The following is a 13,617-nucleotide window of genomic DNA, read 5'->3' as shown; positions in this document are numbered from 1 at the left end:
AATCAAAGCCGACTTGAGAAGGGGATTTCCCCGCCAGTTCCGGCGTCGCTGAAAAAGTGGGCAGCGCGCTGGGAAAAGTGTACTTGGGGTCGCCACCATGATGCCATGGCGGGAAAAAAAACGGCGCGCCGGGCGGCGCGCCGTTTCAGGCGGTCTGGCTGATCAGCAGACCCTTGGTGTTGTCCAGCGCCTTGGCAATCTGCAACGCTTCCGGCGACGGCATCTGGCGCAGCACTTCCTTGGTGGTCTGGTCGATCACCTTGACGATGGTGCGCTTGCTGTCGTCGTCGATGGAAAACTCCAGGCCCTGCGACTTGGCCAGCGGCGACTTGTTCAGGTCCGATACTGCCTGGCTGACCTGCTCCAGCGTGGGCGCCGGTTCGGCGCCACGCACGGCTGCCGCCGTTTCCAGCACCGTGGCGGCGGGGGCGCGGCCGACTGCTTGCGGCGCCACGCTCTCGGCGCCAGTGACCGGCCGCTCCGCGCCGCGCAGCGGTGAGGCTGCGCTGATGGAATCGATAGTCATGATGCTTCCTTTACGAAAAAACCCCGGCTGAACGAGTCAGCCAGGGCGCTAGTCGGCAATGATGGTTGCCCATCATTGCATTACCGGCTTATGCGGCGATTAGCCACGCAGCAGGGACAGTACGCCGTTCGGCAGCGAGTTGGCTTGCGCCAGAATCGCGGTACCGGCTTGCTGCAGGATCTGGCCACGGGTCAGGCTGGCCGTTTCCGCTGCGAAGTCGGTGTCCTGGATGCGGCTACGGGAAGCCGACAGGTTTTCCGTGGTCGTTTGCAGGTTCGAGATGGTCGAAGCGAAACGGTTCTGGATCGCACCCAGTGCTGCGCGGTTGCTGTTGATCGAGTTCAGAGCCGCGTCGATCGTCAGCAGGGCCTTGTTCGAGCCTTCAACGGTGCTCACGTCCAGATCCGAAACCGAATCCAGTTCGCTGCCCACGTCGGCTGCGCCGGTGATGGCGGTGCCGGTGCTGGCGATCGAGAAACCGCTGTCGGACGAGAACTCCACGCGGCCGCCGACGGTTGCATCGGCCGTCAGTGGTACTGCGACTGCCGCAGTGCCGTCACCCAGGTCGGGACCGCGAATCTCTGCGGCTGCCATGCCGGCGTTGCTGGTGGCTGGCTCAATGCGGATGTCGTCGCCTGCGTTGTTGTCCAGTTGCAATTCCTTGCGACCGGTGGCTTGGTCAACCTTGATCGACGCGGTCACATTGGTGGTCCCGGTTTGCGCATTGATCGCCTGCGCGATTGCCGACAGGTCGCCATCTTTGACCGAAGACGAGATCGTCACCGTCTTGCCGTTGGCGCTGGTCAGGTCGAACTGGATCGAACCGTCCACCACGAGGCCACCGGCATCAGTGCCAATGTTGGCGATGGTGGCGGTAGTCTTGGCCTGGGCGGTTACGCCACTGGTAGAGGACAGCGCGTTGACCTTGTCGGCTACAGCCTTTGCGCTGTCGCCAATTGCGGTGTTGACGGTGGTGCTGACGCCGGCGCCGGAACTGATCGTCAGCACTTCAGCGGCAGTCACGTTGTTGGCGGTGCCGGCTACTGCCTGCGATTGAGACGCAGCAATGTCGGACGGACGGATCACGTTGTTGCCGATGTCCGATGCCTTGGCGCTCTGCACGCCGACGTTGATGGTCTGGTTCGAGTTTGCGCCAACCTGGAACTGGGTGTTGGTCAGCGAACCGTCCAGTACGTTCTGGCCGTTGAACTGGGTGCTGGTGGCAACGCGGTCCAGTTCTTTCGACAGGGCCGACACCTCGTTCTGGATCGACTTGCGGTCCGAAGCGGAGTTGGAGCCGTTTGCCGACTGCACTGCCAGTTCGCGGATACGCTGCAGCAGGTCGCCGGCGGTGCTCAAACCACCTTCAGCCGTTTGCGCCAGCGAGATGCCGTCGTTGGCGTTGCGGGCTGCCTGGTTGTTGCCGCGAACTTGCGAAGTGAAGCGTTCCGAAATTGCCAGACCGGCAGCGTCGTCTTTGGCGCTGTTGATGCGCAGGCCGGACGACAGGCGTTGCAGGGAGGTGCCCAGAGCGGCTTGCGACGAATTCAGGTTACGTTGCGAGTTCAGCGAGGCAATGTTGGTGTTGATGGTTTGTGCCATGATGTGTTTCTCCGAAACTTGTACTGCTAGTTGGGCTGCGTGCTCATTTCACTTTGGCCCGCCCCGCTGTTCCGGGACGATCAAGCCGCTGTTGTAATGGGTAACGGTTGCCCCATGGGAAAATTAAGGGAGAAAAAGATGCAAAATTTTTTCGTTTCACCCTCAAATTCACATTCTTGTACACGCTTAAGCGGCGCTTTCCGGCTGAACTTTAGGGTCAAAATAAATTTATTTTGGGCATAAAAAAGGCCCGCACTAGGGCGGGCCGGGAATGTTTTTGAGAAGAAATTGGCTAATCGGCAACCACGACGCGGTTCTTGCCGGTCTGCTTGGCCTGGTACATGGCCTTGTCGGCGCGCTGCACCAGCGCGGTCTGGTCCTCGTGCGGGCGGCGCAGCGCCACCCCGGCCGAGAAGGTGATCAGCACTTTCTCGTTGTCGTGCATGAAGAAGTGGCGGGTCAGCTCGCGCTGCAGGCGCGTCATGGTCTGCGAGGCGGCCTCGATGGACGTTTCCGGCAGCAGGATCAGGAATTCCTCGCCGCCGAAGCGGGCGATCACGTCCATCGAACGCAGGGTGTCCTTGACGATCTTGACCAGGTGCTTGAGCGCGGCGTCGCCGGCGATATGGCCGTAGGTGTCGTTCAGCTTCTTGAAGTCGTCCAGGTCCAGCACGGCGATGCACAGCGGCGTGCCGCGCCGGTCCGCGCGCGCCGTTTCGCGCTCGAACACGTCGTCCAGGCCGCGGCGGTTCAGGCTGCCGGTCAGCTGGTCTTCGCGCACCAGCTCGCTCATATGCTGCAGCTTCGCCTCCAGTTGGTGGATGCGGGCTTCGGCGTCCTGCACTTCCTGGCGCGCCATCACCATATTGTCGCGCGCCTTCAGCGCCTCGCCCTGCACGATGCGGGTTTCCTTCAGCACCTCGTCCAGGATCTGGTTCAGTTCGGTGATGTTCTCGGCCTGGCTGATCTTGGCCGAATAGCCGCCGATCTTCTCGTGGAAGTCGCCGGTCGAGGCGGCCACCTGGCCGAGGCGGTCGATAAAGGTCATCATCATGTTCTTGACGGTGAGCTTGACGTCCGACAGGCTGTGCTTGAGCTGGCTTTGCTTGTAGATCACGTCCTTCAGGCTGCGGGTGGCGTCTTCCAGCGCGCGCTGGTCCAGCGGGCCGGAAATCAACGCCTGCACCGCGTCGATCTGGCCGCGCAGCCAGGAATCGTCGTCCAGCAGTTCGCTGACATTCTCCAGCAGCAGGCGGAACAGGCGCAGCAGCAGTTCCTGCTGCTCGGCCGTGTCGCCGCTCTTCAGTTCAATCTGGTAGCACAGCTGCTTCAGGCGCAGCGCGATCTCCGACAGCGCCGCCTCGGTATGGGCTTCCTTGGTGGCCGCGCCCAGCGCCTCGGCCTCGGCCACCAGGGCCGGGGTGCCGCTCAGCAGCGAAGCCACCGCGAAACTCAGGGTGCGGCTCAGCATTTCGCGCAGCGCCTTGGTGTGTTCGCCGTCCGGGATGTCGGCCACGTCGATGCCGCGCTTGACCGTGGCGGGCCGCTCGGCCAGCTGGGTCAGGGTTCGGGCGTAGCCTTCCCAGTCGCGCGCCTTGACGGCGCGGCTCAGGCGGCGGCCGTAGTCGGCCAGGTCGCCGGGCTGGTCGCCCAGGCGGGCGGCGAACTGGTACAGCATCAATTCGGGGCCGGGATCGGCCGGCGCGGCGGTGCCGGCCAGCACCGGGGCGGGCGTGGGCACGGGAATCCCGGCGATCTCGTGGTAAATGTCGCGGTAAGCCTCCGGCGTGGGCGCGATGCGGCGCGTGGCCAGGCGGCGGAATGCTTCGCGCGCAATGTCGGCCGGGTTCTGCACGGTCGCTGCGGGAGGGGACGATTTGCTGGGCATGACGCACGGCCTTTTTATCTAGTTTACTGACTGGCTCCATGATAGTTTAGGCCAGCGTCCCCTTATGCGCCAATAAGCGGGCAGAACAGCACTTACTTTTCGGCATGAACCGATAATGAACCAGCAACAACGCCATCGAGCTGTGCTGCTATTCGATCAGCTGGTTCTTGATCGCATAGTGCGTCAGTTCCGCGCTGTTCTTGAGCTTCATTTTGGCCAGCAGGCGGGCGCGGTACTCGCTGACGGTCTTGACCGACAGCGACAGTTCCTTGGCGATGGTGCCCACGGTCTTGCCGGAGGCGATCATGGTCAGGGTCTGGTATTCGCGGTCGGACAGCGTTTCGTGCGGCGGCGCCTCGTGGTCCTCGCCCACGTGGTTGGCCAATTCCTGGGCCAGCGCCGGACTAATGTATTTTAACCCACCGGCGACCTGGCGGATCGCAGTGACTAGCTCTTTAGGAGCGCTTTGCTTGGTCAGGTAGCCGGCCGCGCCCGCCTTGAGCGAGCGGATCGCGTACTGGTCCTCGCGGTGCATGGACAGCATCAGCACGGCCAGCTCGGGCTTGTCCTTTTTCACCTGCTTGAGCACCTCGATGCCGCTGCGGTCGGGCATGGAAATATCGAGCAGCATCACGTGGCAACCCGATTTGCGGAACAGCTTGACGGCGTCGAGGCCGTTTTCCGCTTCGCCGGCCACCACGATGTCGCGGGTGTCGGCCAGGATTTGCTTCAAGCCTTCACGCACAATGGCGTGATCGTCGGCGATGAAGACTTTGATGAGGGCTTTGTCTGTCATTGGGCGTTAGCGCGGCCGAACTATTTCATTGCGGCAATAAGTGTCATTTCCCTATTGTAGCGCCGGCGTGCACATTTTCGCGTTTTATCTTGATGGCGACCACGGTGCCGCCGCCGGGCGCGTGGCCCAGGGTCAAGGTGCCGCCCAGCGCGCGGGCCCGTTCGGCCATGCCGCGCAGGCCGAACGACTGCGGCTTGGCGCGGTCGGCCGGGGCGATGCCGCGCCCGTTGTCGCTGATCTTCAGGCTGATGTACTGGCGCGTGCGGCTCAGGTGCAGCGCCACCTTGCTGGCGCGCGCGTGCTTGGCGATATTGTTGAGCGCCTCCTGCACGATGCGGAACAGGGCGCTGGCGCGGTCCGGGTCCAGTTCGATCTCGCGCAGCGCGCTGTCGAACGTCACCTCGATGCCGGCCTGGGTGCCGAATTCCTTGGCCTGCCATTCCAGCGCCGCCACCAGGCCGAAGTCCAGGATAGACGGGCGCAGGTCGAGCGAAATGCGGTGCACCGCGTCGATGGTGCGGTCCACCAGCGAGTCGACGTAGGCGGCCTTGTCCTGCAGCGCGGCGTCGTCCGGCGGCAGGCGGCGGCTCAGCATGGCCAGCGCCATCTTGATGGCGGTCAGGTTGCCGCCCAGGTCGTCGTGGATTTCACGCGCGATGCGGGTGCGCTCCTGCTCCTTCACGGTTTCGATGTGGGCGGTCAGCTCGGCCAGGCGGGCGCGGCTTTGGCGCACTTCCAGCTGCTCCAGCTTGCTCTCCGTGATATTGGTCATGATGCCTTCCCAGCGCACCGTGTCGGCGCCGGGCAGCAGGTGCGGCGTGCAGCGCAGGTTGATCCATTTGACGTCCTTCCACGCGTCCACCCAGATGCGGCCCTCCCAGTTCCAGCTCCACAGCGAGGCGGCCGAGGCTTGCATGGCGTCCAGGTAGGACTTGCGGTCTTCTTCCAGGATCAGCTCGAAGAAGCGTTGCGGCTGGGCGTGCAGCTCGGCGGCCGTCACGCCCAGCAGGGCCTGGCAGCCGTCGCTCAGGTAGGGGAAGGCCACGCTGCCGTCGCCGCGCCGCTCGAACTGGTACACCAGGCCCGGCATGTTGCGCACGATGGCGTCGAAGCGCGCCTGGGCCAGTTGCAGGGCCGCCGCAATGGCGGGCTGTTCGCTCATGGCGCGCGGCGGCGCGGCAAATGGCGCTTGAGTGTGTACAATCGCTTCATGCAGCAATGATACGTGAAAGTAGTGGAAGTCATGAGTAAAGCATTTACCAAAGAAACCGACAACGACGATGACGACGAAGCGGCCGCACTCGCGCTGGCCATCCCGCCCGGATCCAAGAACTACATCACGCCGGCCGGCTACCAGCGCATCAAGGACGAGCTGCTGCAGCTGATCGACGTCGACCGGCCGGAGGTGGTGCGGGTGGTGCACTGGGCCGCCTCCAACGGCGACCGCTCCGAGAACGGCGACTACATCTACGGCAAGAAGCGGCTGCGCGAAATCGACCGCCGCATCCGCTTCCTGACCAAGCGCATGGACCTGGCCGAGGTGGTCAACCCCAGCGTGCACCACGGCAGCGACCGGGTGTTCTTCGGCGCCACCGTTACGTACAGCAACCCCAGCGGCGAGGAGCGCACCGTCACCATCGTCGGCATCGACGAGCTCGATCCGCTGAAAGGCAAGATCAGCTGGATCTCGCCGGTGGCGCGCACCCTGACCAAGGCGCGCGAAGGCGACGCCGTCACCCTGCACACGCCGAACGGGGTGGAAGAGCTGGACATCCTGAAGGTGAGCTATCCTGCGCCTGCCAGCGAATAGACGGCGCCGCGTACTGGCGGCGGCACTCGGCACGATGCTGCTGCTGCCGCTGCCGTTTGCCCGGGCCCGCCCGCCCGACGTCTACACCATCGACCACAACTTCGGCCGCACCGACCTGCGCGACCGCTATAGCTACCATGTGCTGAAGGCGGCGCTGGAGGCGTCCAGCGCGCAATACGGCCCCTACGAGCTGCGCATCGCGCCGCTGGCCATGGAGCGCGACCGCCTGCTGCAGGAAATGCTGCGTGGCAGGCGCATCAGCGTCAGCGCACAGATCAGCTCGGCCGAATGGGAGCAGAAACTGATCCCGATCCGCATCCCGGTGGACAAGGGGCTGTCCGGCTACCGCATCTCACTGATCGACGGCCGCCGGCAGTCGTTTTTCAGTGCGGTGCGCACGCTGGAGCAGCTGAAGCGGATACCGCTGGGAACCGGACGGCAATGGAGTTCGACTGCGGTGTTCCAGGACGACGGCTTCTCCGTGGCGCTGGGCAACTCGACGGCCGGCCTGCACAGCATGCTGGCGGCCGACCGTTTCCAGCATTTCCCGCGCGCGATGGAGGAGGCAGTGTACGAGCAGGCCGCTTACGTGGGGGCCTTTCCGGAGCTGGCGCTGGAGCGCAGCTTCGTCATCTACATGCCGCTGCCGCGTTACTTTTTCGTGGCGCCCGACCAGCCGCGCCTGGCCGAGCGCATCGAGGCCGGCCTGCGCGCGCTGATCGCCGACGGCAGCTTCGACCGCATCTTCCACGAGTTTTACGACGGCCTGATCGAGAAGGTGGGCCTGCGCAAGCGGCGCCTGTTCAGGCTGGAGAACCGTTTGCTGTCGCCGCAAACGCCGCTGGCCAACAAGGCTTACTGGTACGAGCCGCTGGAGCATCGGTAAGCTAAACAACGCGTGCTGGTTCGGCGTCGTAGGCCTTTCTCAGCATCTCCATGAAAGGCGGGGCTTCCAGGAAGGTATGCGAGCCTAGCGCGGTGACTGCAATGCCGGGTGTCCAGGAGTTCATGATCGCGGCGCCGGAGAAGCGTGCCAGGTCGGCGAGCTTGATTTCGTGATGGCGCTGCGGCACGTCCAGGCGCTGCAATTGCCGCTGAACGATGCCCATCATCGTTCCGGTGAGAATGTCCGCGCGGGGCCAGACAACGGCATGTCCATCCCAGAACACGAGGTTCCAGATGGTCGCCTCGCCCAGCCTGCCGTGCCGGTCGATGAACGCGGCATCGTCGAATCCCTGTTCCTGGGCGCGGTGGAGGTAGTAGGTCTTGGCCCCCTCGCCGACGTGCTTGATCGCGGCCAGGTGGCGCTCATGCTCGGCCACGCCGAGCCGTACCGGGCCGGCGGGGCCGTCGGACGGCAAGCCGGTGCGGATCAGTATGCCCGGCGCCGTCCCCGCGGTCCTGGCGGTGAATTCGCCGTCCGGCCAGTAGACCGTGGCGGTCAGCGACATATCCGGCGGGCCTGCGTCGATCGCCTGCCGGATAGTGTGCAGGACTTGCTCATCGGGCAGGGCGGTCCCGAACAGCTTGAGGGAGGCGGCCCTCAGGCGCGCCAGATGCAGATCGGTCCCCTTGACCCTGCGGTCCCGGACTTGCATCGCGGTAAAATGCGCGAAACCGGAAAAAGCCAGGGGCGCAAGGTCGGCCGTGCGCGCCGGCTGGGCGTTGATCAGTGTCGGATACGTGGCGGATGGAATAGACATGGCGTGCTCCTGCGGTTGGTAAGGAGAATGCAGTCTAGAACCTGACAGCGGTGTCAGAGTCAAGGAGCTTATGAAGATCGGTGAACTATCCAGGCGTTGCGATGTGAGCATCCGCATGCTGCGTTACTACGAAGCGCAAGGCCTGCTCAAGCCGCGCCGCACGGAAGCGGGCTATCGCGATTACGGTCCGGTGGACGAGCAGGCTGTCGAACGGATCAAGCTGCTTGGCTCGGCCGGCATGACACTGGCGACCATCAAGCAGTTCTCGGCTTGCATCAGGGGCGAGGGGCGGATCTTTGAACCCTGCGACGAGCTGCGCGAGACGCTGCGCGAGCAGGTCCGCCTGGTCGATCAAAAGGCTGCGAAGCTGATGCAGAGCAGGCAGGTGCTGGAGAGGTTTATGCAGGACGTCGACGCGTGAGACCAAGCGGCTGAGCCGCCGCGCCGCTTTCCCGGCGGCGCGGCGGGCGGATCAGGAGCGTTCGCGCAGGATGCGGTTGACGCCGGCCACGCGGCGCACGTTGCGCAGCAGCCCGGCCAGGTGCACGCGGTCCTTCACCTGGATGGTGAAGCGCAGCTGGTGCAGCACGTGTTCCTTGTCCTCGTCCATGCCGACGAAGGTGATGTTGCCGTCCGATTCGCCGATCTCGGCCGCCACCCGCGCCAGGATGCCTTTTTCATTGTTGATCAGCAGCTTGATGCGGCTGTCGAAGCGGCGGTTGATGTCCGCGCCCCACTTGACGGCGATCCAGCGCTCCGGCTCCTTCTGGCGCTGGCGCTTGGCCAGCGAGCAGTCCAGCGTGTGCACCAGCAGGCCCTGGTCGCGCCGCAGCTGGCCGATGATGGCGTCGCCCGGGATCGGCAGGCAGCATTGCGCCAGCTGCACCGATACACCCTCGCTGCCGCAGATGGTGACCGGGTCCAGCTCGGCGGCGCTGTTGTGGTCCACCGGCGCGGCCGCCGATTCGCCGCCCAGCAGGCCGAAGATGTGGCGCGCCACCAGCGCGGCCATGCGCTTGCCGATGCCGATGTCGGCGTACAGCTCGTCCATGGATTTGGCGCTCGATTCGTTCAGCAGGCGCTCGGCCAGCGGCTCCGGCAGGTCCGGGTCGATGCTGACGGCGGCCAGCGCCTGCGCCAGCAACTGGCGGCCCAGCGCGATCGATTCGGGCAGGTTGATGGTGCGCAGGTGGTGGCGGATCGCCGAGCGCGCCTTGCCGGTGCGCACGAACGACAGCCAGCTCGGGCTCGGCCGCGACGAGGCGTCGGTGACGATTTCCACGATGTCGCCGTTGCGCAGTTCGCTGCGCAGGGTGGACGGTTCGCCGTTGATGGTGACCGACACCGTGTGGTCGCCGATGCCGGTGTGGATGGCATAGGCGAAGTCGATCGGCGTGGCGCCGCGCGGCAGCGCGATGATCTTCGATTTCGGCGTGAACACGTACACCGAGTCCGGGAACAGGTCGACCTTCACGTGTTCCAGGAACTCGGCCGAGTCGCCGGTCTGCTGCTGGATGTCGAGCAGCGACTGCAGCCAGGCGTGGGTGCGCTGCTGCATGTCGCTCAAGTTGATGTCGCCGGTCTTGTACAGCCAGTGCGCGGCCACGCCGGATTCGGCGGTGCGGTGCATCTCCTGGGTGCGGATCTGGAATTCCACCGGCGTGCCGTACGGGCCGATCAGGGTGGTGTGCAGCGACTGGTAGCCGTTCAGCTTGCGGATCGCGATATAGTCCTTGAACTTGCCCGGCATCGGCTTGTACAGCGAGTGCAGCGTGCCCAGCGCGACGTAGCAGTTGGGGAAGCTGTCGACCACCACGCGGAAGCCGTACACGTCCAGCACCTGCGAGAACGACAAGTGCTTGCTGCGCATTTTCTTGTAGATGCCGTACAGCGTCTTTTCGCGGCCGTACACTTCGGCTTCGATCTCGGCCATCGCCAGGGTGTTCTTGACCGACTCCAGGATCTTCTTGACCACTTCGCGGCGGTTGCCGCGCGCCGCCTTCACGGCCTTGGCCAGCACGTGGTAGCGCAGCGGGTACAGGTGCGAGAAGGAGATTTCCTGCAGCTCGCGGTAGATGTTGTTCAGGCCCAGGCGGTGCGCGATGGGCACGTACACTTCCATCGTCTCGCTGGCGATGCGGCGCTTCTTGGCCGGCGTCATCACGTCCAGCGTGCGCATATTGTGCAGGCGGTCGGCCAGCTTGATGAGGATCACGCGCACGTCCGAGGCCATGGCCAGCAGCATCTTGCGGAAGTTCTCCGCCTGCGCCTCGATCTGGCTCTGGAACTCGATCTTTTCCAGCTTGGACAGGCCGTCCACCAGGTTGGCCACCGGCGCGCCGAAGCGCTCGATCAGCTCGTCCTTCTTGACGTCCTGGTCTTCCATCACGTCGTGCAGCAGCGCAGCCATGATCGCTTGCGCGTCCAGCTTCCAGTCGGCGCAGATCTCGGCCACGGCGATCGGGTGCGAGATGTAGGGCTCGCCGGATTTGCGCACCTGGCCCAGGTGCATCTCGTCCGAGAAGCGGTAGGCTTCCTTGACCTTTTTCAGGTCGGCCGCCGTCATGTAGTCGGACAGTTTTTCGGTCAGGTGCGTGACGGACGCAACGCCCGCCGTCAAAGTAGGAGTAGCGAGTGGCGAAGAGGTCACAGGTGGCGGTGCGGAGGGTGCAGAAGTGGGAACGCCCGGCTCAATCTTGGCCGGGCGCCGGGCCCGGCTGGCGGGCTTGCCTGTAACATCGGTGTCAGTCAGGTCCATACATGTCCAGTGTCGGTGTGCTTGGGCTTGAACCTTGAACTACACTGGGCGGGAAGCGCAGGCTCCCAACTTACATGGGGACCTTTTTCAGCATTTCCAGGCCGACTTTGCCGGCGGCGATTTCGCGCAGTGCAACCACGGTCGGCTTGTCCTTGGCATCCACTTTAGGGGTGTGGCCTTGCAGCAGCTGGCGGGCGCGGTAGGTTGCAGCCAGGGTCAGCTGGAAACGGTTCGGTACATTCTTCAGGCAATCTTCAATCGTAATACGGGCCATCTTAACTCCTAAAAATACGGCTGGTGCGTGCTGCACCGGTTATTCTGCGTGGTCGGCGTGGATGCCCAACTGGGCGAAGAGTGATGCGCTGCGGGCCGCTTGTTGCGCAAACCGGCAACGGGCCGCTCTCACAATCGCGCTCAATTCGGACAAGGCGACCGGAAAATCCTGATTGATAATAACATACTCGAACTCCGGCGCGTGTGCGATTTCGCCGCCGGCCGCCAGCAGGCGGCGCGTGATCACGTGCGGTTCGTCCTGGCCGCGCTTGTGCAGGCGCTCTTCCAGCGCCGCGATCGACGGCGGCAGGATGAAGATGCCGGCCGCCTGCGGGAACTGTTTCTTCACCTGGCGCGCGCCCTGCCAGTCGATCTCGAGCAGGATGTCGGTGCCGGTGCGCATCTGCTCTTCCACGAAGATGCGCGAGGTGCCGTAGTAATTGCCGTGCACTTCGGCCCACTCCAGGAATTCGCCCGCTTGCGCGCGCGCCACGAAGTCTTCCGGCGAAGTGAAGAAGTACTCGCGGCCGTGTTCCTCGCCGGGGCGCGGGGCGCGCGTGGTGGTCGAGATCGACAGCTTGATGGTGGGTTCCTGCGCCAGCAGCGCATTGACCAGCGTCGACTTGCCGGCGCCGGAGGGCGCGGCCACCATGAACAGGCTGCCGGAGAAGGCGGTAGTGTGGCTCATGTTGTTCTTTCGAAAACGAATGCGGGCGGCAAGCAAATTTCAGCGCCCAAAGGCGTATTCTACCAAGACCCGTTGCCATCAGTCACGTTCCGCGTGGGCCGCCGTCCAGGATGGCCAGCAGCTCCATCGCCGCCGCCGGGGCGCGCTCCTTGGCGCCGTTGATGAAGTAGACGAACACGTCGCGCCCGGCGGCCCTGGGCTTGGCCACGGCGCCGCCTGCGCTAACCTGGGGCAGGCCGTCCGCCTGTCCGCCGGCCTGCCATTGCGCCGCGCGCGCCGCCCACTGCTTCAGTTCCGGCTTGCTGTAGCCGGTGGCGATCTCGCTGCGCGCGCACATCAGCCGCGCGTAGACGAAATCGGCCGTTACGTCGGCGTAGGAGGGGAACCTGTCGGAATCGGTGAACACCGTGGCCACCTTGTGCTTGTGCGCCAGCTTCAGGTAGTCCTCGCACATGAAGCTGTCGTGCCGTGTGTCGAGCACGTGGCGCAGCTTGCGCGCGCCCAGCTTGGCCGGCAGCAGCGCGAAGAACGCCGCCATCTCGTCCGGGTCGAAGCGCTTGGTGGGCGCCAGCTGCCACAGGATAGGGCCGAGCTTGGCGCCCAGTTCGCCCAGGCCGCTGTCCATGAAGCGCCCGATGGACTCGCCGGCCTCGCCCAGCGCCTTGCGGTTGGTGCAGTAGCGGCTGGCCTTCACGGCAAACATGAAATCGTCCGGCGTCTGCGCGGCCCAGCTGGCGAAATGCGCCGGCTTGGCGTTGCGGTAGTAGGTGCCGTTGATTTCGATGCTGGTGACCTGGCCGCTGGCGTATTCCAGCGCGCGCTTCTGCGCCAGCCCGGCCGGGTAGAACGTCTCGCGCCACGGCGCGAAGTCCCAGCCGCCTATGCCCACCCTGATCTGTTTAGCCATGCCCGCCTCCTTGTATGGATGATAACAACAGAATTCGCTTGACCACTGGACCGACCGGTCTATAGAATTCATCCATGACCACGCCCACCGCCACCGAGCCACCGAGCACCCGTGAACGCCTGATCGGCGCCATGATCCACACGCTGCAGCACACTGGCCTGCACGGCGCCGGCCTGAGCGACATCCTGGCCAAGGCGCAGGCGCCCAAGGGCGTGCTGTACCACCATTTCCCCGGCGGCAAGAACGAGCTGGCCGTGGCCGCCATTGAAAGCACCGTGTCGTATATGTGCGCCATGCTGGACAAGCTGATGCTCAGCGAGCCGGACGCGCGCTCCGCCATGAAAGCCTGGATCGGGCGCGCGCTGCGCGGCCTGGACGGCAGCGGCTTCGAGCGCGGCTGCCCGCTGGCGGCGGTGGCGCTGGAATCGACGGCGGCCGACGTGGCGCTGCGCCAGGCGCTGGCCGAAGGCTTTGCCGCCATCCGCGCCCGCATCACGGCCGCGCTGGTGGCGGCCGGCCACAACGAGGCGCGCGCGCAAGGCATCGCCGCGCTGATGGTGGCCGCCTACGAGGGCGGGCTGCTGCAGGCGCGCGTGGCGCACGACGCCACGCCCATGCTGCAAGCCACCGAAACCCTGCTGTCCCTGCTCGACGCCCAACCCTGAC

The 13,617-nt window shown here is 64.8% G+C and carries 14 protein-coding genes; 4 read left to right on the top strand and 10 right to left on the bottom strand.

Features of this window, described 5'->3' with window-relative positions:
* Window positions 1-145: 145 nt before the first annotated feature.
* The 5 genes from AC56DV_RS01660 to AC56DV_RS01640 form a co-directional block, all read right to left on the bottom strand.
* A complete protein-coding gene (locus tag AC56DV_RS01660; protein ID WP_496312569.1) occupies window positions 146-526 on the bottom strand; it encodes a flagellar protein FlaG in 381 nt (126 codons plus the stop codon).
* A gap of 99 nt (window positions 527-625) precedes the next feature.
* Window positions 626-2,128, bottom strand: a complete 1,503-nt coding sequence (locus AC56DV_RS01655) for a flagellin N-terminal helical domain-containing protein (RefSeq protein WP_496312568.1) — start codon at window positions 2,126-2,128, stop codon at window positions 626-628.
* Between the two features lie 292 nt (window positions 2,129-2,420).
* Entirely contained in the window at window positions 2,421-4,016 is a 1,596-nt protein-coding gene (locus tag AC56DV_RS01650; RefSeq protein ID WP_496312567.1) for a GGDEF domain-containing protein, read from the bottom strand.
* A 148-nt stretch (window positions 4,017-4,164) separates the two neighbouring features.
* The gene (locus AC56DV_RS01645; RefSeq protein WP_057157571.1) at window positions 4,165-4,812 is read right to left on the bottom strand and encodes a response regulator; all 648 of its coding nucleotides are present in this window, start codon (window positions 4,810-4,812) and stop codon (window positions 4,165-4,167) included.
* Between the two features lie 43 nt (window positions 4,813-4,855).
* On the bottom strand, window positions 4,856-5,974 hold the full coding sequence (locus AC56DV_RS01640) for a sensor histidine kinase (protein ID WP_496312566.1): 1,119 nt from the start codon (window positions 5,972-5,974) through the stop codon (window positions 4,856-4,858).
* An 81-nt stretch (window positions 5,975-6,055) separates the two neighbouring features.
* Between AC56DV_RS01640 and greB the strand changes: the two genes are divergently transcribed.
* Both greB and AC56DV_RS01630 read left to right on the top strand, forming a co-directional pair.
* A complete protein-coding gene (gene greB / locus AC56DV_RS01635) occupies window positions 6,056-6,622 on the top strand; it encodes a transcription elongation factor GreB (RefSeq protein WP_496312565.1) in 567 nt (188 codons plus the stop codon).
* Between the two features lie 34 nt (window positions 6,623-6,656).
* Window positions 6,657-7,508 (top strand): transporter substrate-binding domain-containing protein, encoded by an 852-nt coding sequence (locus tag AC56DV_RS01630; RefSeq protein WP_496312564.1) that lies wholly within the window; start codon window positions 6,657-6,659, stop codon window positions 7,506-7,508.
* 1 nt (window position 7,509) lies between these two features.
* Here the strand turns inward: AC56DV_RS01630 and AC56DV_RS01625 are convergent, their stop codons facing one another.
* On the bottom strand, window positions 7,510-8,325 hold the full coding sequence (locus AC56DV_RS01625) for an aminotransferase class IV family protein (RefSeq protein WP_496312563.1): 816 nt from the start codon (window positions 8,323-8,325) through the stop codon (window positions 7,510-7,512).
* 70 nt (window positions 8,326-8,395) lie between these two features.
* On the opposite strand from AC56DV_RS01625, the gene AC56DV_RS01620 reads away from it, so the two are divergent.
* Complete coding sequence (locus tag AC56DV_RS01620; protein WP_496312562.1) at window positions 8,396-8,746, top strand: MerR family transcriptional regulator; 351 nt, start codon at window positions 8,396-8,398, stop codon at window positions 8,744-8,746.
* Window positions 8,747-8,797: 51 nt separating this feature from the next.
* Here the strand turns inward: AC56DV_RS01620 and AC56DV_RS01615 are convergent, their stop codons facing one another.
* The 4 genes from AC56DV_RS01615 to AC56DV_RS01600 form a co-directional block, all read right to left on the bottom strand.
* Window positions 8,798-11,083: a RelA/SpoT family protein gene (locus AC56DV_RS01615; protein WP_496312561.1), complete on the bottom strand. Its 2,286-nt coding sequence runs from the start codon at window positions 11,081-11,083 to the stop codon at window positions 8,798-8,800.
* A 70-nt stretch (window positions 11,084-11,153) separates the two neighbouring features.
* A complete protein-coding gene (gene rpoZ, locus AC56DV_RS01610; RefSeq protein WP_093557479.1) occupies window positions 11,154-11,357 on the bottom strand; it encodes a DNA-directed RNA polymerase subunit omega in 204 nt (67 codons plus the stop codon).
* Window positions 11,358-11,396: 39 nt separating this feature from the next.
* Window positions 11,397-12,044, bottom strand: coding sequence for a guanylate kinase (gmk, locus tag AC56DV_RS01605; RefSeq protein WP_496312560.1), 648 nt, complete (start codon window positions 12,042-12,044; stop codon window positions 11,397-11,399).
* 82 nt (window positions 12,045-12,126) lie between these two features.
* A complete protein-coding gene (locus AC56DV_RS01600; RefSeq protein WP_496312559.1) occupies window positions 12,127-12,951 on the bottom strand; it encodes a DUF72 domain-containing protein in 825 nt (274 codons plus the stop codon).
* A gap of 74 nt (window positions 12,952-13,025) precedes the next feature.
* On the opposite strand from AC56DV_RS01600, the gene AC56DV_RS01595 reads away from it, so the two are divergent.
* Window positions 13,026-13,616, top strand: coding sequence for a TetR/AcrR family transcriptional regulator (locus AC56DV_RS01595; protein WP_496312558.1), 591 nt, complete (start codon window positions 13,026-13,028; stop codon window positions 13,614-13,616).
* Window position 13,617 lies beyond the last annotated feature (1 nt).

The sequence above is a fragment of the Massilia sp. BGA-UO-ETr-WB1 genome (assembly GCF_059567845.1).
Note: the sequence above shows the minus strand (reverse complement) of the source record. Positions and strands in the feature narration are given on the sequence as shown.